This is a genomic window from Neobacillus citreus (assembly GCF_018343545.2).
Classification (GTDB): domain Bacteria; phylum Bacillota; class Bacilli; order Bacillales; family Cytobacillaceae; genus Neobacillus; species Neobacillus citreus.
Genome location: NZ_JAGYPE020000003.1, coordinates 74910 through 98529, shown reverse-complemented (window position 1 = coordinate 98529; position 23620 = coordinate 74910). Strand labels below are relative to the sequence as shown.

Here is a 23620-nt window from a genome sequence, read left to right as displayed (position 1 = left end):
TTTGCTTCGCTCAAAGTATAAAAGCAGTAAAATTTGTTCGCATTAAGTGTATTATTAATCTAAACAAAACGAGGACCAGTGCCAGATAAACATATATAGTTTAATAGTGTGTTTACTTAACCTATTGTTCCACTGGTCCTCATATATAGACTTACCCGAAAGTCTTATTCCCAGATATTCATCCCTCCTGCAAGCGGAGGAAGGTTCATTCACATATGTTCATGGTAATTCTAATAGCTCCCTAGGCTGGAAATTTAGACCCCCATTAGTCATCTTCCTCGATTATTATTGCACCAACAGGGCAATTCTCTTCTGCCTCACGGATTAAATCTGCTAATTTGGGATCTGGATTATAGGCTTGCGACTTACCATCTTCACCAAATTTAAAAGCTTCTGATACAATTCCGATACACATTCCATTACCTATACATACGTTTTTATTAACTGTAACCTTCATGAAGAATTACCCCCATTCAAGAAAGAATTAAAAGTTTTTTGTATAAATCTAGTTATATTTTTATATAAACATCAAGTGATTTTAAAAGGCGGCCTACCATTGTCGATTCCCAGCTTAATTGATCATGTGCTAATTCTAAATGGTTAATTCTTTGCAAAAAGGTGCTGACAGCAATTCTTACTTCTAATCGCGCTAATTGATTTCCAAGACAATAATGAGCTCCATGACCAAATCCAAGATGCGGATTTGGATCCCGAGTAATATCCAATTGATCTGGATTTTCAAATTTTTCCTCATCCCTATTAGCAGATGCATTTACAATTAGTAGTCGCTCACCTTTTTTTATGACTTTATTACGTATTTCGATGTCTTCGGTAGCAACTCGAACCACTGATTTGGCAGCTCCATCATAACGAACAAACTCCTCTACAGCTGTGTTAATTAATGACGGGTTCTCTTTTAACAATTTCATTTGATCAGGGTTTTTAAGAAGAGCTAGTAAACTATTAGCAATCATTCCTGTCGTTGTTTCATGTCCAGCTTGAAACAAAAGAATACTCTGAGCAATTAATTCTTCAGTACTTAAAATCCCTCCTTCATTTGCTTCAATAAGGGAACTAATAAGATCTGTTCCTGGGTTTCTTTTTCTTTCTTCGAATTTTTCTTCAAAGTAAGCCGACATCTCTTTAACAGCAAGAAAAGCTTTCATGTGTCGATCTTTTACCGATAAATCAATGAAAACTAAAGTATTAAGATCATGTGTCCAGGTTTTGATTTTATCAAAATCTTCCGTTGGCAGCCCCATCATTGCTGAAAGAACATTTGACGGAATTGAGAATGCATAGTCTGAGACAATATCTATACGTTCTCTTTTTTCAATTTCATCGATAGCTTGATTTACTATATCCTGTATTGTATCTCTCATTGCCCCGATAACTCGAGGAGAAAAGGCCTTTTGCAATACCTTGCGAATACGAGTGTGATTTGGCGGATCGGTTAAGGGCATCCACTTTTTCATTACTTCAGCAACATATTTTCCCTCTGTCGGCATTTTATCCATTACTTGTTTGCTAATACGATCTGCGGAAATTCGAGGATCTTGTAAAAGTGCATACACGTCATCATATTTAGTGATGATCCATCCTTTCCAACGATCATTCCAATATACCGGATCTTCTTGACGTATTTGTTTAAAATAGGAATAGGGATCACTGACAGCTTGAGGATCCAACAGGTCATTAGTAATTGCAATCATTAAAAATTCCTCCTTTAAATAGGTTTAATTTTATCTTGCTAAAATAATAATTGAACAAATGTTACCGCTTAAGTTCGAAATACCTCCTCCTCCCATCGTCTCTGCAACACCGACAAGTGGGAGTTTCCCGTTTTTCTCTATTTGCCTATTTTCTGCTCTTCCATGAAGCTGCAAATATATCTCATAAAGCTGTGCTACTCCTGTCGCTGCTAATGGGTGACCTTTGGACAATAATCCTCCACTTGTATTCACTGGTTTAGCTCCAGTTAATTCAGTTACACCATCACTAAGTAATTTACCGCTGTCACCAGGTTTGCAAAATTGCAGACCCTCATAAGCTAAAAGCTCGGCGATGGGATATGCATCATGCACTTCAGCAAAATCAATGTCATTAGGTCCCAATCCTGCATCTTCATAGGCTTTAGAAACAGTCTTATTAATTAACTTTTGACTCCAAACGCTTTCCTCAGGTTCGTAAACGGTATCTCCACTCATCAACACCGAGGACTTTACACAAACAGGATTTGAAATTCCTAATTTTTTCGCATAATCCTTTGACACTAGTATGGCAGCAGCTGCACCATCACCAATTGGGCAGCATTCTAATAGTTTAATAGGATCCGCGATTGGTCTTGATGACATAATTTCTTCAAGGGTCATTTTTTTACGATATTGAGATTTTGGATTTAAGGTCCCATTATAGTGATTCTTGACCGATACTTGAGCAAGTTGTTCTTCAGTTATGCCGTACCGATCCATATATCTGCGACTCATTAATGCATACTGAGCAGGTAGAATTAATCCTTGACTAACTTCATAATCTTCCAAATTTAAGGGTATAGGCCCGCTTATACTTGTTGATAATTGTTCAATACCAACAGCCAAAGCAACGTCTATGGCTCCCATAGACACTTGCAGCCATGCTTCCCGAAACGCACTTGAACCACTTGCGCAGGCATTTTCAACATTTGTTACAGGGATTCCTGTTAAACCAATTTCCATTAAAATTTTTTGACCGATTCCCATTTCCCCGTAAACGCTCCCAATAAAGGCAGCTTCAATTCTTTGTTTTTCGATCCCGCTATCTTTCAAAGCTTCAATAATTGCAGTGTACCCCAGCTTACTAATTGGCGTTTCTGGAAATTTTCCGAATGGTGTCATTCCCATCCCAATTACCGCAACATCTCTCATTTTTAAACCTCCTCTATTAACTTAAATTCAAATGCGTTGATGGTTTCTCCACCCTTTGTAGTGATGGTAGTACGGACTCCTTTCACACGTTTGTTACTATCCAGTTGTTGTTGACTCTTAACATTTACCCTTGCTAGTAGACGGACCCCTTCATCTAAATCAACAAAGGCTAGTGTATATGGTGCTTTATAAAACGGTGAATCTGTCCGAATAGTTGTATAGGAAAATATGCGGCCATATGAATTAATCTCAATATTCGTCAATGAGTCCAAACAATTAGCGCATATTTCTTTTAATGGAAAATATTTTCGTTCGCATTTAGGACAATAAGAACAATTCAGTTTAAGATTATCGTCCTGAGAATCAGGGACGATCAACTTTTCTAAGTTATACAATCAAATCACTCCAATTCATAAAATTCAGTTTAATGGGTTTATTAAGATCGTTCTGGATATGTAGGCTTAAAAGTTATGCGTATTTATAAAACCCTTCTCCTGTTTTCTTACCCAACATTCCTGCCTCCACATATTGCTTTAAAGTACGAGATACCCTAAACCGTTCCCCATAAGCTTCAAACATGTCAGAACTTAACATTAAAAATATATCTAGACCGATATGGTCAACTAATTCTAGGGGGCCCATGGGATGATTTAAACCTGTTTTTACAATTCCATCGAGTGTTTCTTTATCACATACGCCTTCTTCTAAAATCCTTATACCTTCTGAAATTACAGCTGCCGCGATACGGCTCACTACAAATCCCTGCACATCGTTCACTACATAAGGTTTTTTGCCAATTTGCTTTGTAATATCTACTACCATATCAACCGTATTCTCATCCGTTTTTAAACCGCGAATAATTTCAACTAATTCCATACGATGCGGTGGATTAGAAAAATGCATTCCTAAAACCCTACCAGTATTTTCACAAGCACTAGCAATGGAAGTAACACTTATTTGTGATGTATTCGTTGCTAGAATCGTATCTTCTGGCACCAAAGGTTCAATTTCACTAAAAATACGTTTCTTTAACTCAAGATTCTCCGGAACCGCTTCCACAATCAACGAATATTCAGCAATTTGACTGTCAATTTGTTCACTTGTTGAGATATGTGCAATAATTTGTTCAATTTCAGTATTGTTATAGTTAAAAGACAAATATTTCCTAATATATTGAAATGCTATCGTTAGTTGTTCTTTACTTTTATCAATCAGCAGAACATCACAGTTTGCTTCCGCAAAAACTTGAGCAATGCCGCGTCCCATTGTTCCTGCACCCACAACACATACCTTTAATCTATTCACTTTAATTCCCCCAAATTTTCATATTGTTACGACCTGCCTTCAATCCATTTTGCATCGTAGTTACCGATCGTAACGGATTAAATCGAATTCCATTTGGTTTTAAACAGTCTCAGATTTTTAAAGATTTATTGTTCTTCTTCAACCTCGAGTTCTACCCACCACCTTTATTAAATTTACAAACATTTATATTGTTAATAATTAGGGATTTTAGCTTACTAAATTCCCCACAATTGACCACTACTCTCATTAAATATATAAACATAGTAACCTGGTGATCTGATCACTAAGTCAAGCTTTAAATTGGATATCTGCTGTTTTGAAGAAGGTCATACGGGATATCATCTTTAGATAAGTTGCCAACTGGATTTGGTATCTGTACGATTCTTCTATTTCCACAATTCATATGTTGTAAATTAAACAAAAAAATATCTTTTAGTTTTTTATATGATGTTTTAATTCCAGTATTCACCCAACTCTATGATCGAACAGAATGCAACATGGTTATTAGGTGATCTGATCACTTTAGACAAAAAATATATTTCACTTTTTATCGATACTGTCTAAACAATGTATTAAATTATAAGGACCCATTTGAAAATATAAAAGATTTAAACACTTACTATGCAAACTAATTAAATCAATGTGGTTATTAGGTGATCTGATCACTTAATTTTAAAAAATACAATTTCAGCTTTTCTTCTCTGTGCAACGAGTGCTACCGCCCCCTCTCCAGAATCCTACGAACATCCAATAAATCTGTTTACATTAATAGATGGGTAGTCTATTTAGTTATTATAATTATAATAACTTAGTCAATTTTCTGTCAATAAAAAATATTCTTTATTTTAATAATCTTCTATTCTCTGCAACCTTCTGAGTTAACAGATTATTGATGGTTTTTATACAGTAAATATATTAAGAATGAAAAAAGATTAAGTTCTTTCAAAAAGCTTGCTGGAGGAAATGACCGTTAGGTGAAATCAGACGTTACCCCCTATTTAAGATCTAGCTAGGGTAGTCCCCATTATATGTCATTTATCACAATATACGTTGCTTTTATCGGGCCGTGTACTCCGACAACAAGGTTCAATTCAATATCCGCTGAGTTACTTGGGCCCGTGATAAAATTGATACAGGAGGGAATATGTCCCGTATTTTGGTACATTTGCCGCATTTTCAACGCTGCTTGAGTCATTCTTGGAACAAGCGAACTTTTGGGAATCAACATAATAGAGGTCGCCGGCAAAAAGCTGACAGTTCTTCCCCTGTCTTTGTCACTGAATAAAACGACCGTTCCAGACTCAGCAAGCGTTATCTCACTAATTGTGATCCCGACATTTGCACGCTCTGCCTGATGGACATTCTCTTCCCCTAATGTATAATCCCATTCAAAAACATCAACATGTTCAGATGGCCACTTTTCTTTCCACAGGGAATCAATACCCCATTTGGAGAATTGTTCATCCTTCCATGTTACAACTGGACCGCCGCCATATTCAGCGACCACATCATATACCACTGCCGGAAGTTCGGCCAAATCAACGGTAAAAATCTTTGTATGGATTTTTTTACAATGCTCTTTTAAAATCTCCAGCAGTTCATCCTGTGCAACATCCTTATAGATTTCGTACTGAGGCTGATACTTCCATTTCGGCCTTTCCATCAGAGCAGAAACCCGCGGACGGTTCAACCGGCTGACAATTTTATTTAAAAATTTATCTCGATTATAGATAGTGCCAATCATGACTTTTTGTCTCCTTTCTCCCGATTTTTAAACCAATCTCGGAATCTCTCTTTACTTGGTGCTGGAAAATCTCGAATTTCCGTCCAAGCCTTTAATAGTCCTGGACCTTTAGAAATTTTATCCCCTGAGATAAATGGAGACATAGCAGCAGGTGCAATCTTTGAACCAATTTTATAAAGAGTTAGTGATGCAGCACCTAACCCAAATGTCTTCATTAATAATTTTTCCGAAACAGGTGCTTTTCCTTCCTTTTCCACAATTACTTCCCGATGTTTATGCAGCAGGTTGTGAAGCGGAATTTTCACTGGACATACTTCTGTACAGGCCCCGCAAAGGGTGGATGCATATGGCAGCTCCTTGTATTCATCATAGCCCCCTAGCAGCGGTGTAAGAACGGCACCAATTGGTCCGGGATAAATGGAACCGTAAGAATGTCCGCCAATATGACGATATACCGGGCATACATTAATACATGCTGCGCAGCGGATACATTGCAATACTGACTGGAATTCACCACCAAGAATGTCGGATCTGCCATTATCAACAATGACCAGATGAAATTCTTCCGGTCCGTCGACATCCAGTTCTTCCCTCGGCCCAGTCAATACGGTGATATAGCTTGTCAGTTTTTGTCCAACTGCATTTCTTGTCAGCATACTGACGAGCACTTCCATTTCTTCAAAGGTTGGAACCAGCCGCTCCATTCCCATAACGGTGATTTGTGTTTTCGGCAGTGCCGTCACCAAGTCGGCATTCCCTTCATTTGTGACTAAACAAAAGGAACCAGTTTCTGCAACCGCAAAGTTACAGCCAGTTATCCCAATATCCGCTGCTAAAAACTTTTTCCGAAGAGTAACCCGTGCCTGATAAGCAAGTTCTTCAGGATTGGATGATTTCGTGTATCCTAATTTCTTTTCGAAAACTTCCCTGACCTGCTCTCTATTTTTATGCAATGCCGGTGCTACAATATGGGATGGCGGATCGTGCTCATCAAGCTGTAGTATGTATTCACCGAGATCTGTTTCAACAACTTCACAGCCTTCCTCTTCTAGCATTGCATTCAAGCTGATTTCTTCAGTCATCATCGATTTAGATTTCACAATCTTTTTCGCGTTTTTCTTTTGCACAATACTTCTGATGTATTCATTCGCTTCTTCCTTTGTCTGGGCGAAAAAGACGTGCCCTCCGCGTTTAGCAACATTTTCACTTAATTGCTCTAAGTAATAATCCAAATACTCAAGAACATGTTGCCTGATTTCTTCCCCATGATTGCGCCATTCCTGCCAGTTGCCCAAGTCCTCGGTTGTCGCTGCCTTGCGCTTCATGCTCATCCCATCTTGTGCAGAGGCAACTGCACCACGCATGAAATCATCATGAATTCCGTTATCAACACGTTCCGTAAACTGTTCCGTGCCAATCTTAATTGCCATTAGAAATCCCCCTATTATGATTTCAAATAAGTAATTAACTTAATAACTATTCAATACTTCTGCAATATGCAGGACCTTAACCGGTTTCCCTAATCTTTCAATCCGGCCGCCGATGTTCATAAGGCAGGCAGCATCTGCACCGACAAGGTAATCTGCTCCGGTTTCTTCAACATGGCGGACTTTCTCATCAACCATCTGCTCAGAAATTTGTGCCATTTTTACAGCAAAGGTACCTCCAAAACCGCAGCATTGTTCCTTACCTGGTAATTCAGTGAACTTCAAGCCTTTAACATTTTTCAATAGAATCATTGGCGGCTCTTTAACTCCTAATAATCTTGTCATATGGCAAGAGGTGTGATAAGTAACATTCCCCTCGAACCTGGCCCCGACATCCTCAATTTGTAAAACTTCCACGATAAATTGAGTTAACTCAAATGTTTTTTCTGCCAATGCCAATGCCTTTGGTTCCCAAACAGGATCTCCTGCAAAAATATGAGGATACTCCTTAAACATAAAAGCACATGAACCGGAAGGAGAGACTACATATTCGGCATCACTAAATGTTTCAATCATCCGCTTCATGGCCTCCTTTGATTCCTTTACATAACCACTATTATATGCCGGCTGGCCACAGCAAACCTGCGACTCAGGGAATTCAATTTCACAGCCCAATCTTTCAAGCAGTTCAACTGCCGCCTTGCCAACATTTCCCTGAAACATATCAACCATACACGTTGCAAATAGAGTAACCTTCATTTTTCTCTTCCCCTTAAAAAATTCTTTTTCACCTAGCAGGTCATCTGATGACCTAATTATTTAATATTCTATATATTACAACAATTTACCATCTTTAGAAAGGGTTTTCAGAAAAAAATGCTCTTAAAATTAAATAAGTAGTTCACTTTTTGTTGAGAAACAGTTGAAATAAAAGAGTAAAAAAAGTCCAAATAGCAATATTTGGACTTTTTCTTAATTGTATTTACATTCATTGCACCCCGTAAGGAAAATAACTATACCTAGTAAAAAACATAAACCCCAGCTAGGAACATATCAATTTTCTTCCACCATTTCATCGTATTGGTCAAATAGCTCCTGCGCACTAACTAAATGTGCAACTATTCGTTCCTCAGCTTTGGTAACATTTTGTTCCTTGATTGCTAAAAAAATCTCGCGATGTTCTGCCAATAATTTTTCTGGCATGTCTGGAGAGACATAAAATTTATCCCTGATAGCCCTCAATGCCTTTTGCATTATATTCGAAAGTTGTTCCATCAACGATATCAAAATTTTATTCTGACTGGCTTCTGCAATTGCAAAATGGAAGGCCCAGTCCGCTTCCCCACCAATATTAATAGATGTTAAATCCGATTCCATTTTGTTAATAGCTGTTTCAATTTTTTTTAAATCTTCGGCTGTTCTTCTTTGAGCAGCGAATGCTACCGTCCCCTTCTCTAAGATCTTACGAACATCTAACAAATTTGTTATGTCTTCTTTTGTAATGAGAAGATAATCGGGAATCGACTGGTTTAGAATAGAGGAATCAAAATTACGAATGAATGTCCCTTCTCCATGCCTTGTTTCTATCAAACCAATCGTTTTTAATACACTCAATGCTTCACGTATTGTTGATTGCCCAACATTAAACGAACTTGATAGTGAACGTACCGATGGTATTTTATCTCCAGGTTTTAAATCCCCATTAGATATAATTTCTTTTAGTTGTTCAACAACATCCTCATATAAATTTCTAGGCTTAACTTGCTGAATTTCCCACACATCCACCACTCCTTTTTTGTATATACCTATCTGAACCTAAAGTTATTAGGTTTTTGATGCTAGGTAATATATGTGAGTTTCTTTACAAAATCAGTTTTACAATGAATTTTTGGGCAACTATTCCACAAATAATTTATGTCTATTAGAAAATTAAATTTTACATTAAACATCTTTCTTTTTATATTTGTTCAATAACATCCTCAACTTTTTTCGTTACTCCCCTTGCTCATTTATTCACATTAACTGATTTATAAATGGTTATTAGGTGATCTGAACACTAGGTTACTATTTGAGTATATGAGCCAATGACCGTTTCTGTCAATATATATATACTGAAGATTATAATAATTAATTATATACTAGGTGATCTGTTCACTAGGTTGCCATGTGGTTTTTTGAAAAATATAAAAACATAAGACTTATATGTTTTTATTTATATAGAGTAATTGTTAGAATAAAGGAAGCATGATTAAACAAATAAATAGAAGGAAGTGCTCGCCTTGGATCAAGAGTTCGCAGGTCATACATTGTTTCAATCTGTACCATTTGGAAATGAAAGGTTAGAAAGCCGGTTAGTAATGGCTCCTATGACAAGGATGTTTTCGCCAGAAGGTGTACCAGGAGAAAATGTTGCTCAATATTACCGCAAACGTGCTGAGAATGGGATTGGACTCATCATAACTGAAGGAACAGCAATCAACCACCCAGCTGCAGTAATGAGCCCCGATATTCCCCGTTTTTATGGTGAGGACGCCTTAAATGGCTGGGCAAATGTTGTGCATGAAGTCCACCAGGCAGGTGGCAAAATCATTCCACAAATATGGCATGTAGGTGCAGCAAGAAGAGCAGGCAGTGAACCAAATGTTGACGCCCCTCCTGTCAGTCCGTCTGGATTTACTTTAAAAGGCCAAAGAAATGAGAAAATAAAGGCTTTAACGAAAGATGAAGTCGCTGAAATGATAGACGCCTACGCCGAAGCCGCAGCAAATGCGAAGCGCATCGGCTTTGACGGAATTGAATTGCATGGAGCACATGGATACTTAATCGATCAATTTTTTTGGGAACTAACAAACAAACGTACAGATGAGTATGGCGGGGATATAGGCGAGCGTTCAAAGTTTGCAGCAGATGTTGTTCGTGCTTGCCGGAAAGCAGTCGGGCAAGATTTTCCAATTGTCTTTCGTTATTCACAATGGAAAGGAACAGATTATCAAGCTAAATTAGCTAACAACTCTAAAGAGCTTGAACAATTGCTCACTCCTTTGGTTGAAGCTGGCGTAGACATTTTCCACTGCTCGACAAGACGAATCTGGGAACCTGAATTTAGGGATGAAGATCCATCATTAGGCTTAGCCGGCTGGACGAAACGAATTACTAAAAAGCCAACGATTGCGGTCGGTTCTGTTGGAATTAACCGCGCTTATCTGAGCAATCAGGATAATGATAATGTCACAATTGTAGACAATCTTAAAATTATAGATGAAAAAATCAAAGCAGGCGAATTTGACTATGTAGCCGTCGGCCGTGCCGTGCTAGCTGATCCAGAATGGGCAGTAAAACTCAAAAATGGCAACCTTGATCAAGTAATGCATTATACGAAGGAATCCGAGAAGCAACTGATTTAATTACCGTCAAAAACCGTCCGTTTTATCAACCTGCAAATACACTGGATAAGCCCTTCTTTATTGGAAGGGCTATTTTAAGTCCCCTTTAGTACCACTAGATTAGCAATACATAACCCCAAATCAGGGCTTTTAACGATATTCCTATAATTGATAATTTGAGACGATATACTTACTCTTTATTATTAAGATTGATACGTTCGAGGCGTTCGTTATCAGGCAAATCACCTTCGTCTACCCGATCATTCTCTAAATTTTTCCTAACACTTATTTTATACTCTCCTTCTTGATAAGAGTCTACTCTCCATGATTTATCGCTCATATACTATCTATCCTTTCATCTTCAATTTTTTACACATGATATCAGGTTGTACGACATCCACTACGTATTCATTTTGCCCCATTTCTTATTTTTTGCAGGAATATAATTAAAAATTATTGCAAATAGCAAGGTATATGCTGGTAATTACATAAAGAATGAAGAATGGGTGATAATGAGGGGAAGAGATAAACTTTAGTGATAAAAGGAGTTCATATGTCAGAACATAAACCGAATTTTCGTAAAGAACCGATTCAACCATCCCATGAAAATGAACCCGCTTTTAATGTATTTCTAGATGAGAAATTAGTGGCAGAAATACGCGGGCGTGATTCTCAACATCAAACAGTCATCCCCATGAGGGAATTAAGCGATTATGAAGAGGACAAACTTCATGAATTTATTGCTGCAATGTATAGCGAAGACGAATATTGACCAACAGCTAATTTGGCATGAGTTCTGTATATAACTAGACTCATGCCTTTTATTTTATTTTAGTATGTGAACAAGATAATAAAGTGGTTGGATTTGCAACTTTTGGTCCTTTTAGAGCATGGCCCGCTTATAAATATTCCATCGAACATTCTGTTTATGTAAATAAGGAATACAGAAAAAAAGGAATTGGGACTTGTTTATTGAAGGAATTAATCGCTATTGCCAAGGAAAAGGAGTATATGACTTTAATTGCTGGAATTGATGCAGCCAATGAAAAAAGCATTGCCATGCATAAAAACTTTGGCTTTGTTCATTCAGGTACAATAAAAAAGGCAGGTTTTAAATTTAATAGATGGCTTGACTTAGCATTTTATCAATTAGAACTTAACGGACCTAAAAATCCTACAGAAGAATAAAAATAGCCAATACGATACATTCCAAGGACGAATATTAACCCACAAGCTACTCGGGCATGAGTTCCATATTGAACTGGACTCATGCCTTTTAATATGCCTTAATTAACTTGTAATAAAAGTATATATACTTTTGTAATTCTACTTTAAAAAGCGCTTCCCCGCTCTCCTTTGACTTACAAAAAAAATTACGATGCGGGTAAATCTTTTGCATTTCAGATAAATTCAGGAAAACAATAGTGTGATAAAATAGGAGAAAAACCTGCTAACGGAGGATTCTATGATTTGGATTTTGGTTCTAGTCTTTTTGTTTGCTTTTTTGATGGGCGTTTTTCAGGTTCCCATCTGGATCATGTTTGGCGTATTAGCTGTTGCGGTTGTTTTTATCCTTGTTCGAAACCAGCTTATATTTGGTAAAGACGCCGAAAAGATAATGTCGTACTTAAATAAATCGAAATCTCCACATTTGCAATTCCTATACCATAATCTTCACGGGAACCTACCAGCAGCGGAACAAGCCATGGGGAAAATCCGTTCCAAAAAATTAAAACAAAACTCCGAATTGATGCTCTTAATGGAGTATAAACAATATGAAAAAGCAAAAGAACTTCTTTCGAAAATGGCTGGACATAAAACAAAGTGGTACACTTTGGCGGATATCGCTATTAATGAAGGTGATGATGCGTCATTCAAACAATATAAAGATAAGATTGCAGACACCTTTTTCCTAAAGATATTGGAAGTCGATCAAGCCGTTTATGATGGGAAAAAGGAAGAGGCGGTTGCGCTGCTGGATAAAATGCTTCCTAACCTTAGAGGTTATAAATTACTAACCGCCTTCCAGTATCGAAAGCAAATACTTGAAGGAAGAGTCTGAACGAATTTACCAAATACGGAAAGCCCGAAAGCATATGATTTCGGGCTTTTATTTATGTAAAATACAAAACCCCTTTTTGTCCTCATTTTCACTGTACGTGACAATAGCATTCACAGCCCTCTCCCGCATGCTTTGAAAAAGCCACCTATTTTTCAGGTGACTATAGAGATGTTTTTTCAACTTATAGTCACAATAAATAATGTCTACACTTTTGGTAAATACTTTAAGAAGTTTTAATTTGGATTCGATCTGTAAAAGGAGCGGAAATAATGGAAAATATAGCTGATAATGTCCATATAGGTGAACTAATAGCCATTTCCAAGGTTTTTCAATTAAATCCGTATCAAATGGTAACATTACTAGAAAACGGTGAAATGGAAGTATTCGAAAATAAGGAAGCTTTTTTTGAAAAATACGGGAATAAGGAAACTTATGAGGAATTATCAGATTGGTGCGAGTTAAATAATGGAAAAATCTTTACTAAAACAAAATAGGACCGGAAAGGAATACAACCTTGCATTAGCCGTCAATGACCATGGTGGTCCAGAAATTGTCACCCCCTCGAAGTGTCCTCCTTGCACAAATCGTGGTCGTTAATCCCAAGCCTGTTATCATTGAAGCACGAGAACCGTCCGAGACCACTGAAAAACACTTCCAAATAATTGGAATGTGAATTTTTTAGGATTATAACTTAAATAAATAGAAAAATCCCCCAATTTGGTATAATGGAATTGTCGAGAAACCATAACCAAGAGGGGGATTTTCCGTGCTTAAAGACAAAAATATGCAATTAAGCATCTATTCATTATTATACGATAAAATTCCAAATAATCATATGCTCAGAAAGATTAATAATGCCGTTGATTTTAGTTTTATTAATGAACACCTAAAGGATTCTTATTGTAAGTATTATGGAAGACCTGCTAAAGAACCTGAACTAATGGTTAAACTTTTATTACTACAGAAATTTTACAATTTATCGGATCAAAGAGTTATTGAAGATGCTTCCTTGAATCTTGCCTTTATGTATTTTCTAGACATCAATCCGGATGAAGAAATGCCCCATCCAAGTTTATTAGCCAAATTCAGAGTGCATAAATTAGAAGATGGAACACTGGATGAATTCCTTACAGAGGTTGTGAAACAATGTGTGGAAAAAGGGATTGTAAAAGGAACTGGAGTCAGTGTCGATACTACCCATACCGAGGCGAACACATTTAAGGCAACACCCGAAAGAGTGATGAAGCAGCTGGCTAAAAAAATCTTCAAAACTATAAAAGAAGAAACCGGTGAGGTACCTGAATCCATCAATCAAGATATCCCTGAATACAAAGAAATTGAAGATCACAAAGAGGCTAAAGAAACGATGAAATCCTTTCTGGAAGAGACGATCTCCCAGGTGGAAGAACAGGTTGAAGTTGAGAAGAACCCTAAAGTAAACGAAGTACTTGAAATGGCAAAAGAAATCATAAGTGACCCTAAATTTATAGAGCAGAAAGGCGTTCGCTCAATCGTTGACCAAGAGGCCCGGGTGAGCCACAAAAGTAAAACCCAGACTTTCTTTGGGTATAAAACGGAATATGCGATTACAACAGAAGATTTTATTATAACAGCTGTAAGAGTTAATAATGGTGCTTATGTAGATGGAACTCAGTTTGATGAACTTATCGAGCTAACCAAGAAAAGTGGAATCTCAATTAAGGAAGTATTCGGAGACCGAGCATACTTTAAGAAGCCTATTTTAGATAAAATAAAAGAATTAGACGCCACAGCCTACATACCCGTCAACCCTATGGCCTATAGGGTTGACGAAGAATTATTTAGCTACAATAAAGATTCTGATGAATGGTTTTGTGCGCAAGGAAATAGAACAGAAGGGAAAAAATACAAAAAAGATAAGCGTGGCCGGGAATCCTATAAATATTATTTTGAAAAGGAAAAATGTAGGACCTGCCCCTTTAGAGAAGAATGTATAAAGGGAACGACTGTAAGAAGAGTCTTAGAAGTCGGAATCAACACCCCAGAACTCTATGAGTATAGCCAAAAACAAAAAACAGAGGAGTTCCGAGAGAACTACAAAAAACGGGCTTGCCAAGAATGGAAGAATGGGGAAATGAAAAATTTCCACGGGCTAGATCGTGCCAAAGGGTACGGTCTAAAAAGCATGTCCAAACAAGCGAAATTAACCGCATTAGCGGTAAATTTAAAGAGGATAGGAAACATCCTACCCTCTTAAAACTCCTCAAAACCCCTAATTATTAAACCTTAATGTCTATTTATTGAAAATATTGGATATTCCCCATCTGTTTTCCGCAGTAGATTGCATGGCCAGCCTTACTATGTTAAAAAAAGTCGACTTTTTCAGTGGTCTCGAACCGTCCCCGTGCCTCATGAAAAAAGGCGCTAATCCTTTATGGATCAACGCCCTAGTTAGTTTCACAATCTTACCTTACATTGCAGTGATTCCGCCATCAACAATAAATTCGGCACCAGTTGAGTAGCTTGATTCATCAGAAGCTAAGTAAAGAACTAGGTTTGTTACTTCTTCAGGCTGCGCAACTCGTTTTAATGGAATATGTTTTGCGAATTCCTCTACCGCCGCTTTTGTATCTTCTTGCACGACCATAGGAGTTGCAATCACACCTGGATGTACAGAATTCACGCGGATGCCATAGTGTGAACATTCCACCGCAGCTGCTTTTGTCATGCCGCGAACAGCGAATTTTGTATCTGTATAACCAACAGCACCGCCAACAATACCATTGATGGAAGATATGTTCACAATAGACCCACCGCCTGCTTTTTGCATGGATGGAATAACTGTTTTCATTCCTAAGAATACTGAAACTTGGTTAATATCCACGATGCGACGGTATTCTTCTTCTGTAGTTTCTAGAATTGATTTCGCCATTGTAATACCAGCGTTGTTTACTAAGATATTGACTGGTCCAAATTTTTCTTCTGCCTTAGCAACAACATTGGCCCAATCTTCAGCACTCGTAACATTTTGTTTTAAAAACAATGCATTTTCACCTAATTCACTTGCGAACTGGCTGCCTTTTTCTTCATTTAGGTCAGTTAATACAACTTTTGCGCCTTCCTCAACAAAGCGTCTAGCGTGAGCTGCACCCATACCTTGTGCAGCACCAGTGATAATTGCAACTTTTCCTTCTAAACGAGCCATAAAAATTCTCCTTTTCCATTACTATATTTTTGTATATATTTGCTATGTGCAAAGTACTTTAAGTATTTAGATTGTCATAAAATTGATGATTAGAGACTAAAATGACAACTTTTTATTATCAGAGATATTAGCTAATAATTTTTTTTGAATTTCAATGTAATTTGTAAGTTCTTCCTCAGAAAGAATACTAAATAATTCCGTATGAATTTTTTCTCCGATAGCTTCAGCTTCTTTTCGAGCTTCGATTCCTTTATTTGTGATTCTTAGATAAACCGTCCTTCGATCACCTTTATCGTAAGTCCTTTCTATTAAATCAAGCTTAACAAGTTTTTCTGCCATATTCGTGATCGTACTTTTCGAATATCCTAGTGCTTCGGTTAAATCAATTTGTTTTAAAGGTCCTCTAGCTTCTATTTCAGCTAAAACAACAATTGTTGATATACCAATGGGATAAGAAAATTCATTTGTAAAACGAACAATATTTTCATTGGTTATCTGTTGAATCATATGGGTAAGATTGAAAATATTATTATAACTGTCCATTTAAAACCCCTTCTAGCTAACGTATTTGAATCGAACCTCTATCAACCATAAGTCTTTGTTGTGTAAGATATTTTTATCTAAAGAAGCTGAGAAAGTTTATCTATAAACATTATAGTATTAAAATGTTTATATGTAAACTAAATTCAAACGCAACCTTGTAACTTTGAGTCTAGTAGGGATTTATGATTTTCAGAAAAATATTAATAAAGCTTCTTCAATTACAGGACCTTTGCACCCGTTACTGAGGGAATAGGTCCATCCTTGTGTGTTTACCAGCTAGATCACAGCTTTGATTGCAATCGGATTCCACGAGAATTTGTCCAGCTGGTAAGTATGTTGAATAGGATTAATTCCTATTCAATTGATAGATGAGTTGCACAACACCAGAGGAAAACGTTCTTGTATCAACCAGTTTTAAATTCAACCTCTGTTTAATATCAATAAACAACGCTCTTCCTTCTCCAAGAATAACAGGGTGAACCGATAATCTAAATTCATCTACAAGCCCTAAATTAATAAAAGTTGTAATAAGACTTGCCCCGCCATATAACCAGATGTCTTTGCCAGGCTTATTCTTTAATTTATTAACTTCTTCTTGAATATGATCGTTGATGAAGATAGCTTTATTACCAGCCTCTTTTTGCGTTCTGGAAAACACGTATTTTTCTTTACTATGAACTAACTCCCAAATTTCTTTATCGGCATCAGAATCTTCAATAGTTGGAGTAAATTGTCCCCATAAATCGTAGCTTTTTCTTCCATACAGAATTGTATCAATTTGATGTAAGAAATCAATAAATCCCATCTCTGAATCCATGATGCACCAATCAATTTCCCCATTTTTTCCTTCAATTAAACCATCTAATGTAACAGCTAAATCTAAAATTATTTTTCTTTGTCTTACGTTATTAGACATACCTCTTCCTCCCTTTAATCATTTAGATATTGTTTCTACAGTTAACATTTTTATTTTTCAATATTGGCAGCATTTATTTCTAATTATAGTTACTTCTTTATTAAACTGCACCGTTATTTAGTTGATATTCTTTATTCTCCAGTCTATCCCATCTTCTGGTCGAGCATTGAGGAAGTCAATTTGTTATGTGTTGTCTGTGAAGAAAATCGACCCAGTCCAGATCATTTAATTCTTTGTAATGATAGTCATGAAAACTTAAAACAACGATGACAAGCATTGCTGCATAGAGATAAAAAAAAGAAAAAAATCAACTTTTAATTGAAGGAGGTTTTTATGATGGGTATTTTAGCGAAAATCAACTGTAAATTAAAAGGTCACGTTTATGAAGAAACAAATCAGAGACCCGATGGATGGGGGTATATTGCTACTTGGTTTGTATGTAACCGATGTGGCGATGAAAAAGTAGTCACGGAGCGCGAGGAGGAAGTTTAAGGCTAGTCATCAACTGAAGGTGCCTACGGATCCATTTTTAGAAATGTGTTAAAAGAAAACTTTTTGAATAACTGAGGAGGATTTGGGATGTCCCGATCCTCTTTAATCCCCTGTTTGTTTAAGTACATTAATTCCAAAATCTGAGAGCCACATTAATTACATATTACGTATTTTTCATTTATTTTTCATTCTTTTATATACCACAAAAATAAACCGGTATGTTTCGAAAATTATATTAAGATTAGTATAAATCTCGAATGCATCCTCTAATTTTCAAAAAATCTGTTTTAATTGGAGTGGTAAATATGAAAAAAAACGAGTCTGATTTGCCTAAAGAATGGATTGAGTTAGTAAAAGAAGCAATGGAATCTAATATTACTAAAGACGATTTTAAGATTTTTTTAGAAAAAGAAAAAGAGAAAAGGAAAAACCATAAATTATAGAGTTTATAGTTAACTTACATAGAATAAAAATAAGCCTATACATATAAGATTTATCTTAATTCTTTAAATGTATAGGCTAGTTAACATTAAATATCTAGTTTACGAGTACCGATCCATTTCACCATTTCAGGATCCCTGTGAGAAAAGAACAAGCTTTCATTCGTATCTAATGCAGCAATTTTCTCCATATCCTCTTGGGTTATTTCAAAGTCAAAGATATTGAAGTTTTCGATGATTCTTTCCTTACGAACAGACTTTGGAATCGCAACGACACCTCTTTGTGTTAACCAACGTAAAGCCACCTGGGCAACAGATTTATTGTGTTTTTCGGCTATTGATACTAAAACTTCGTTCTGGAACATGTTATTTTTTCCTTCTGCAAACGGACCCCAGGACTCGATTTGAACATTATTCTCTTTCATCAATTTAGCACTTTCTATTTGCTGACAGAAAGGATGTGTTTCAATTTGGTTTACAGCAGGAACCACTTCATTATGAATAAGGAAATCGGTCAGACGATCCGGATAGAAGTTGCTGACTCCAATTGCTCTAATCTTTCCCTCGCGGTACAATTCTTCCATCGCACGCCATGAACCGTAAACATCGCCATATGGCTGATGAATTAAGTACAAATCCAAATAATCCAGTTGCAGTCTGTCCAGCGATTTTTCAAATGCTTTCTTTGTGTGTTCATAGCCTGTATCCTGAACCCATAATTTCGTAGTAATAAACAGTTCCTCTCTTGGCACACCGCTCCGCTTAATAGCTCTGCCAACTGCTTCTTCATTTAGATAAGAGGCAGCGGTATCGATAAGACGATAGCCTGCCATAATAGCGTCATAAACAGCTTGTTCACATTCTTTTTCATCTTGAATTTGAAAAACACCAAAACCGAGTATCGGCATTTCTACACCATTGTTTAAAATAACTTTTTGCATTAAAAATTCCTCCTCTGTCTCTTATTTACCCACTCTATTAGCGAATTCTGCCGGGTAGCGATCTCCCGAAATTTCAATCTTTGATATTGCGTCGTTCAAATCTTTCAGTTCTTCATGAGTCAGCTCAACTTCCGCTGCCCCAAGATTTTCTTCTAGACGTTCCAGTTTCCTTGTGCCTGGAATTGGAACAATCCATGGCTTCTGAGCAAGTACCCATGCTAGAGCGATTTGAGCAGGAGTTGCATCTTTCTCTGCTGCAATCTTCTTTATCAGTTCGACCAATATCTGATTCGCTTCGATATTTTCCGGTTTGAAGCGAGGAACAATACTGCGAAAATCGGAGCTAACGAATGTTGCATTTTTATCAATTTTTCCGGTTAGGAAGCCCTTGCCCAGAGGACTGAACGGCACAAAGCCGATTCCAAGTTCTTCAAGGGCAGGCAGCAGTTGTTCTTCAGGACTTCTCCACATCATGGAGTATTCGCTTTGAATGGCAGCGACTGGCTGAACTGCGTGAGCGCGGCGAATCGTCCTACACCTGCCTCAGAAAGCCCCCAATGTTTAACCTTACCTTCCTTGATTAGGTCTTGTACTACTCCGGCGACTTCTTCAATTGGGACATTTGGGTCGACACGATGCTGATAGTAGAAGTCAATGGTGTCAACTCTAAGGCGACTTAGCGAACCTTCAACTGATTGCCTGATAGTCTCCGGCTTGCTGTCAAGGACCTGCTTGCCATTTTCCATTTGGATACCGAATTTAGTGGCAATGACCACTTTTCCCTTGAAAGGCTTAAGCGCTTCACCAACCAACTCCTCATTCACATATGGCCCATAAACCTCGGCTGTGTCGAAGAAAGTAACGCCTCGATCAATTGCTGCATGAATCAGCGAAATCATCTCTTTCTTGTCCGATGCCGGACCATAACCATGACTCATTCCCATACAGCCAAGACCTATAGCAGAAACTTCTAAGCCGCTATTTCCTAATTTTCGCTTTTGCATATTTTATCTTCCTTTCTTTTTTGCAAAAAGATAAATTAATGTCTTTTAACCCGCATCCTCATTATGTAACAAATGAAATCACGCCTGGTATCACAATCATGTCAAATGATTGCATAATCCTCTCACAACCATTTACGCAGAACGTAAATTAGCTTTATAATGGGACCATCATGGATGAGGAAAGTAAAGGAGAATTCTATGTTTGAACAATTATATAGACAAAGAGTTGAGCTCACAAAAATCATAGAGGGTCGCACAGGACGGGACGGTACTCAAATGACTGCTATACCGACTTTATTTTTCTCGCGTTACTCTGATGAAACTGGCCCAAACTACGGAGTTTACAAGCCTTCCGTATGCATTATTGTTCAAGGGATGAAGGAAGTTTTGTTGTCACAGGAACGTTTTCAGTACGGGCCTGCTGATTACCTTGTCGCATCCGTTAACCTGCCAATTACCGGACAAGTTACGGAAGCCTCTTGCGAAGTCCCTTATCTGGCACTAAAACTTGAATTTACTCCGAGTGAAATACTAGAGGTGTTACGAGAATTCCAAATGGGAGTTGATAAGAAGGAAAATGCTAGACGAGGTTTGTATGTAAGTAAAATAGAGCCATCTCTGTTAGACGCGGTAACCAGATTAGCTCGACTCCTAGATCATCCAAAGGATATCCCGGTACTTGCTCCTTTAATTAGGAAAGAAATCATCTATAGAGTGCTGCGAGGAGAACATGGAGGAATGCTAAAACAAATAGCCATCGAAGGAAGTTCCACCAATCAAATCAGTGACGTGATTGAACATATCATGAATAACTATGAAAAGTCTTTTAAAATTGAGGAACTTGCGGAACTAGCAAATATGAGTGTTTCTTCACTACATCGGCATTTTAAAGAGGTAACAGCAATGAGCCCGATTCAATTCCAAAAACAACTGAGGCTTCAAGAGGCTCGGAGTTTGTTATTATCCGAATCAGCGGACGCAGCAGATGTTGCATTCCGGGTTGGCTATGAAAGCCCCTCACAATTCAGCCGTGAATATTCACGCATGTTTGGTTTACCACCTAAAGAAGATGTAAAGCGGTTGAGAGATCACCATGACAAAACGATAAACCTATGAATCCCCTTCCTTCTGGTGGGGGTCCTTTTTTTCTTTTCGTGGTGCAAATAAAATTTTCTCCTAATCCTAAAGATCGTAATCTATTCCCAAATTAGTAATCTTTGAAGGTCGAGAACCGTCCGACGCCGCTGAAAAATAATCCCTTTAGAAGCTGAATTACTACTTTACTACGGATCACAGGCAAAATAGGTGGCTTATATTTTACTTGTGCCTCACTTTTCTTGCGCTCACAGGAAAAATAGATGCTTTATTAAAGACATTTTCACCCCAAGCCGGGGTAGTTTTGTCCTTAATAAGGTGAACTAAAGAGTTTTTTCAGTGGTCTCGAACCGTACCCCGCTGCTTCACCATTCTACCAATCTTTGAAGCACGAGAACCGTCCCCATGCTTCAAAGGCACGGGGACCACCCCCCGTGCCTTAATTTTGCTTATTCTTTTACGACTAGCTTGAGTGGTGCAGGGATGTTTTTAGGAACTTTCTTTCCTTTGAGTACGTCTATGCCGGCATCGATTGCAAGCTTTCCGATTAAATCTGGCTGCTGCGCAACGGTTGCTTCCATTTTCCCTGCTTTGATTGCATTTAGGGCATCGTCGTTACCATCAAAACCAATGACCATGATGTCTTTACCAGAACTGTTGATTGCTTCAATAGCCCCTAGTGCCATTTCATCATTATGAGCAAAAACGGCCTTAATATCAGGGTTTGCTTGAAGCAAGTTCTCCATAACGGTTAATCCTTTGGTACGGTCGAAATCAGCAGCTTGTTTTGCCGTTACCTTTAATTTCTGATCCGCGATATTATGGAATCCTTTTCCCCTTTCCCGTGTTGCAGAGGCACCTGGAACACCTTCAAGTTCAGCTACCTGAACATTTTCCCCAAGCTTCTTGACAATATAATCTGCTGCCATTTCCCCGCCCTTTATATTATCTGAAGCCACTAATGTTGCCACTTTCCCTTTTTCTGCCGAACGGTCCAGCGTAACCACCGGGATTCCGATGTTGTTAGCTGATTGGACGGCTGTGGAGATGGCTGCAGAATCAGTTGGATTAATTAGCAGAAGGTCCACACCCTGCTGAATTAAATCCTCCACATCATTAATTTGTTTGGCAGAGTCATTTTGAGCATCAACTACTTTTACTTGTACGCCTAATGCCTTTGCCTCTTTTTGAACACCATCTCTTAATGAAACGAAGAATGGGTTATTTAAGGTTGAAACAGATAAACCAATCTTAATATCTTTTAAATTCTCTTTTTTCGCCGGCTTTGCCCATTCAGGAGGCTGCATGGAACAGGCGCCCATTAACAATAGTGACAGTGATATGAGTAATACAGCTAATTTTTTCATAAAAAATCCGCTCCTTATGCTGACTTCTTCCGGTCAAGTAATACAGCGATGGCAATAACAATCCCTTTTACTACCATTTGGTAGAATGAAGATACACCTAGAAGATTTAAGCCGTTGTTTAACGTACCAATAATTAAGGCACCAATCAACGTTCCAAAAATTCTGCCCTTACCGCCGGATAAGCTTGTCCCGCCTAATACGACCGCAGCAATGGCATCCAGTTCATAAGAGGTACCTGCTGTTGGCTGTGCGGAATTCAAACGTGATGTTAAAATGGCCCCTGCTAAGGCAGACAGTAAACCAGACAGACCGTAAATCATCACCTTCACATTTGACACTTTAATACCGGAAATAATAGCCGCCTTTTCATTGCCGCCAATCGCATATGTTTTTCGTCCAAATGGTGTTTTATGGAGAATAACATACAATAATACAAACATGATGATCATCGTTACAGCTGGAACAGGTATTCCCAAGAAATAACCTCGGCCAAATAACTGGAATAAAATATTATCACCAAGCCCAGTGATGGGATTCCCTTTTGTATAGACAAGTGTCAGTCCTCTAAAAACCGTCATCGTTGCCAATGTGGCAATAAATGGAGCCATTTTCCCTTTGGTAATCAGAAGACCATTCACCATTCCCATGATTCCGCCGAGTAAACAGCCGATGATAATCGCTAAGATTGGGTCAAAACCAGAGACAATCATCCCTGCCGTTAAAGCACTACCTAAGGCAAGAATCGACCCTACGGATAAATCAATTCCCCCTGTTAAAATAACAAATGTCATCCCAAAAGCAATCAGAGCATTAA

General features: G+C 37.8%; 23 protein-coding genes and 3 pseudogenes. 9 read left to right on the top strand and 17 right to left on the bottom strand.

Annotated features, from left to right (window positions below):
* Positions 1-265 precede the first annotated feature (265 nt).
* The 9 genes from KHB02_RS03150 to KHB02_RS29890 form a co-directional block, all read right to left on the bottom strand.
* Positions 266-457, bottom strand: a complete 192-nt coding sequence (locus KHB02_RS03150) for a ferredoxin (protein ID WP_213145945.1) — start codon at positions 455-457, stop codon at positions 266-268.
* Between the two features lie 52 nt (positions 458-509).
* Positions 510-1712, bottom strand: a complete 1203-nt coding sequence (locus KHB02_RS03145) for a cytochrome P450 (RefSeq protein WP_213145944.1) — start codon at positions 1710-1712, stop codon at positions 510-512.
* A 30-nt stretch (positions 1713-1742) separates the two neighbouring features.
* Positions 1743-2903: a thiolase family protein gene (locus KHB02_RS03140; RefSeq protein WP_213145943.1), complete on the bottom strand. Its 1161-nt coding sequence runs from the start codon at positions 2901-2903 to the stop codon at positions 1743-1745.
* 2 nt (positions 2904-2905) lie between these two features.
* Positions 2906-3298, bottom strand: a complete 393-nt coding sequence (locus tag KHB02_RS03135; RefSeq protein WP_213145942.1) for a Zn-ribbon domain-containing OB-fold protein — start codon at positions 3296-3298, stop codon at positions 2906-2908.
* A gap of 73 nt (positions 3299-3371) precedes the next feature.
* Positions 3372-4208, bottom strand: coding sequence for a 3-hydroxyacyl-CoA dehydrogenase family protein (locus KHB02_RS03130; protein ID WP_213145941.1), 837 nt, complete (start codon positions 4206-4208; stop codon positions 3372-3374).
* 1024 nt (positions 4209-5232) lie between these two features.
* The gene (locus KHB02_RS03125) at positions 5233-5952 is read right to left on the bottom strand and encodes a LutC/YkgG family protein (RefSeq protein ID WP_213145940.1); all 720 of its coding nucleotides are present in this window, start codon (positions 5950-5952) and stop codon (positions 5233-5235) included.
* On the bottom strand, positions 5949-7382 hold the full coding sequence (locus KHB02_RS03120; protein WP_213145939.1) for a LutB/LldF family L-lactate oxidation iron-sulfur protein: 1434 nt from the start codon (positions 7380-7382) through the stop codon (positions 5949-5951). Before KHB02_RS03120 ends, KHB02_RS03125 begins: the two co-directional genes overlap by 4 nt.
* A gap of 39 nt (positions 7383-7421) precedes the next feature.
* Positions 7422-8138, bottom strand: a complete 717-nt coding sequence (locus KHB02_RS03115; protein ID WP_213145938.1) for a (Fe-S)-binding protein — start codon at positions 8136-8138, stop codon at positions 7422-7424.
* Between the two features lie 294 nt (positions 8139-8432).
* Positions 8433-9158: a FadR/GntR family transcriptional regulator gene (locus tag KHB02_RS29890; RefSeq protein ID WP_213145937.1), complete on the bottom strand. Its 726-nt coding sequence runs from the start codon at positions 9156-9158 to the stop codon at positions 8433-8435.
* 500 nt (positions 9159-9658) lie between these two features.
* Here KHB02_RS29890 and KHB02_RS03105 point away from each other — a divergent pair, with 500 nt between their 5' ends.
* Positions 9659-10783 carry an NADH:flavin oxidoreductase gene (locus KHB02_RS03105; RefSeq protein ID WP_213145936.1) on the top strand — a complete coding sequence of 375 codons (1125 nt, stop codon included), beginning with the start codon at positions 9659-9661 and terminating at the stop codon, positions 10781-10783.
* A 169-nt stretch (positions 10784-10952) separates the two neighbouring features.
* Here KHB02_RS03105 and KHB02_RS03100 read toward each other — a convergent pair whose 3' ends face one another.
* Complete coding sequence (locus KHB02_RS03100) at positions 10953-11102, bottom strand: hypothetical protein (protein ID WP_213145935.1); 150 nt, start codon at positions 11100-11102, stop codon at positions 10953-10955.
* A 213-nt stretch (positions 11103-11315) separates the two neighbouring features.
* On the opposite strand from KHB02_RS03100, the gene KHB02_RS03095 reads away from it, so the two are divergent.
* The 5 genes and pseudogenes from KHB02_RS03095 to KHB02_RS03075 all read left to right on the top strand — a co-directional run.
* Positions 11316-11534 carry a hypothetical protein gene (locus tag KHB02_RS03095; protein ID WP_213145934.1) on the top strand — a complete coding sequence of 73 codons (219 nt, stop codon included), beginning with the start codon at positions 11316-11318 and terminating at the stop codon, positions 11532-11534.
* 50 nt (positions 11535-11584) lie between these two features.
* Positions 11585-11950: pseudogene (locus tag KHB02_RS03090) on the top strand (N-acetyltransferase family protein); the annotation flags it as partial.
* A 277-nt stretch (positions 11951-12227) separates the two neighbouring features.
* Complete coding sequence (locus tag KHB02_RS03085) at positions 12228-12824, top strand: hypothetical protein (protein ID WP_213145933.1); 597 nt, start codon at positions 12228-12230, stop codon at positions 12822-12824.
* A 269-nt stretch (positions 12825-13093) separates the two neighbouring features.
* Complete coding sequence (locus KHB02_RS03080; protein WP_213145932.1) at positions 13094-13318, top strand: hypothetical protein; 225 nt, start codon at positions 13094-13096, stop codon at positions 13316-13318.
* A 272-nt stretch (positions 13319-13590) separates the two neighbouring features.
* Positions 13591-15057: pseudogene (locus KHB02_RS03075) on the top strand (IS1182 family transposase); the annotation flags it as partial.
* A gap of 216 nt (positions 15058-15273) precedes the next feature.
* Here KHB02_RS03075 and KHB02_RS03070 read toward each other — a convergent pair.
* From KHB02_RS03070 to KHB02_RS03060, 3 genes are all read right to left on the bottom strand, one after another.
* The gene (locus tag KHB02_RS03070; protein WP_213145931.1) at positions 15274-16008 is read right to left on the bottom strand and encodes a glucose 1-dehydrogenase; all 735 of its coding nucleotides are present in this window, start codon (positions 16006-16008) and stop codon (positions 15274-15276) included.
* Between the two features lie 96 nt (positions 16009-16104).
* Positions 16105-16551, bottom strand: coding sequence for a MarR family winged helix-turn-helix transcriptional regulator (locus tag KHB02_RS03065; RefSeq protein WP_213145930.1), 447 nt, complete (start codon positions 16549-16551; stop codon positions 16105-16107).
* Positions 16552-16897: 346 nt separating this feature from the next.
* A complete protein-coding gene (locus KHB02_RS03060; protein WP_213145929.1) occupies positions 16898-17467 on the bottom strand; it encodes a dihydrofolate reductase family protein in 570 nt (189 codons plus the stop codon).
* A gap of 333 nt (positions 17468-17800) precedes the next feature.
* Between KHB02_RS03060 and KHB02_RS03055 the strand changes: the two genes are divergently transcribed.
* Both KHB02_RS03055 and KHB02_RS03050 read left to right on the top strand, forming a co-directional pair.
* Complete coding sequence (locus KHB02_RS03055; RefSeq protein ID WP_213145928.1) at positions 17801-17959, top strand: hypothetical protein; 159 nt, start codon at positions 17801-17803, stop codon at positions 17957-17959.
* A 305-nt stretch (positions 17960-18264) separates the two neighbouring features.
* Positions 18265-18402: an anti-repressor SinI family protein gene (locus tag KHB02_RS03050; RefSeq protein WP_213145927.1), complete on the top strand. Its 138-nt coding sequence runs from the start codon at positions 18265-18267 to the stop codon at positions 18400-18402.
* A gap of 86 nt (positions 18403-18488) precedes the next feature.
* Here the strand turns inward: KHB02_RS03050 and KHB02_RS03045 are convergent, their stop codons facing one another.
* Together KHB02_RS03045 and KHB02_RS03040 are read right to left on the bottom strand one after the other, a co-directional pair.
* Complete coding sequence (locus KHB02_RS03045; RefSeq protein WP_213145926.1) at positions 18489-19340, bottom strand: aldo/keto reductase; 852 nt, start codon at positions 19338-19340, stop codon at positions 18489-18491.
* Positions 19341-19361: 21 nt separating this feature from the next.
* A pseudogene (locus tag KHB02_RS03040) lies at positions 19362-20344 on the bottom strand (aldo/keto reductase).
* Positions 20345-20542: 198 nt separating this feature from the next.
* Here KHB02_RS03040 and KHB02_RS03035 point away from each other — a divergent pair.
* Positions 20543-21460, top strand: coding sequence for an AraC family transcriptional regulator (locus KHB02_RS03035; protein WP_213145925.1), 918 nt, complete (start codon positions 20543-20545; stop codon positions 21458-21460).
* Between the two features lie 428 nt (positions 21461-21888).
* On the opposite strand, the gene rbsB is transcribed toward KHB02_RS03035, so the two are convergent.
* Both rbsB and rbsC read right to left on the bottom strand, forming a co-directional pair.
* On the bottom strand, positions 21889-22806 hold the full coding sequence (gene rbsB / locus KHB02_RS03030; RefSeq protein ID WP_213145924.1) for a ribose ABC transporter substrate-binding protein RbsB: 918 nt from the start codon (positions 22804-22806) through the stop codon (positions 21889-21891).
* Positions 22807-22820: 14 nt separating this feature from the next.
* On the bottom strand, positions 22821-23620 hold an 800-nt coding region (rbsC, locus tag KHB02_RS03025; protein ID WP_241113688.1), incomplete at its 5' end, for an ABC transporter permease subunit.

Excerpts from the sequence above, each read along its gene's own strand:
- KHB02_RS03150 (WP_213145945.1), bottom strand. The coding sequence starts at position 457 with ATGAAGGTTACAGTTAATAAAAACGTATGTATAGGTAATGGAATGTGT.
- KHB02_RS03050 (WP_213145927.1), top strand. The coding sequence starts at position 18,265 with ATGAAAAAAAACGAGTCTGATTTGCCTAAAGAATGGATTGAGTTAGTA.
- KHB02_RS03055 (WP_213145928.1), top strand. The coding sequence starts at position 17,801 with ATGATGGGTATTTTAGCGAAAATCAACTGTAAATTAAAAGGTCACGTT.
- KHB02_RS03115 (WP_213145938.1), bottom strand. The coding sequence starts at position 8,138 with ATGAAGGTTACTCTATTTGCAACGTGTATGGTTGATATGTTTCAGGGA.
- KHB02_RS03070 (WP_213145931.1), bottom strand. The coding sequence starts at position 16,008 with ATGGCTCGTTTAGAAGGAAAAGTTGCAATTATCACTGGTGCTGCACAA.
- KHB02_RS03095 (WP_213145934.1), top strand. The coding sequence starts at position 11,316 with ATGTCAGAACATAAACCGAATTTTCGTAAAGAACCGATTCAACCATCC.
- KHB02_RS03060 (WP_213145929.1), bottom strand. The coding sequence starts at position 17,467 with ATGTCTAATAACGTAAGACAAAGAAAAATAATTTTAGATTTAGCTGTT.
- KHB02_RS03125 (WP_213145940.1), bottom strand. The coding sequence starts at position 5,952 with ATGATTGGCACTATCTATAATCGAGATAAATTTTTAAATAAAATTGTC.
- KHB02_RS03120 (WP_213145939.1), bottom strand. The coding sequence starts at position 7,382 with ATGGCAATTAAGATTGGCACGGAACAGTTTACGGAACGTGTTGATAAC.
- KHB02_RS03045 (WP_213145926.1), bottom strand. The coding sequence starts at position 19,340 with ATGCAAAAAGTTATTTTAAACAATGGTGTAGAAATGCCGATACTCGGT.
- KHB02_RS03145 (WP_213145944.1), bottom strand. The coding sequence starts at position 1,712 with ATGATTGCAATTACTAATGACCTGTTGGATCCTCAAGCTGTCAGTGAT.
- KHB02_RS03065 (WP_213145930.1), bottom strand. The coding sequence starts at position 16,551 with ATGGACAGTTATAATAATATTTTCAATCTTACCCATATGATTCAACAG.
- KHB02_RS03085 (WP_213145933.1), top strand. The coding sequence starts at position 12,228 with ATGATTTGGATTTTGGTTCTAGTCTTTTTGTTTGCTTTTTTGATGGGC.
- KHB02_RS03140 (WP_213145943.1), bottom strand. The coding sequence starts at position 2,903 with ATGAGAGATGTTGCGGTAATTGGGATGGGAATGACACCATTCGGAAAA.
- KHB02_RS03035 (WP_213145925.1), top strand. The coding sequence starts at position 20,543 with ATGTTTGAACAATTATATAGACAAAGAGTTGAGCTCACAAAAATCATA.
- KHB02_RS03080 (WP_213145932.1), top strand. The coding sequence starts at position 13,094 with ATGGAAAATATAGCTGATAATGTCCATATAGGTGAACTAATAGCCATT.
- KHB02_RS03100 (WP_213145935.1), bottom strand. The coding sequence starts at position 11,102 with ATGAGCGATAAATCATGGAGAGTAGACTCTTATCAAGAAGGAGAGTAT.
- rbsB (WP_213145924.1), bottom strand. The coding sequence starts at position 22,806 with ATGAAAAAATTAGCTGTATTACTCATATCACTGTCACTATTGTTAATG.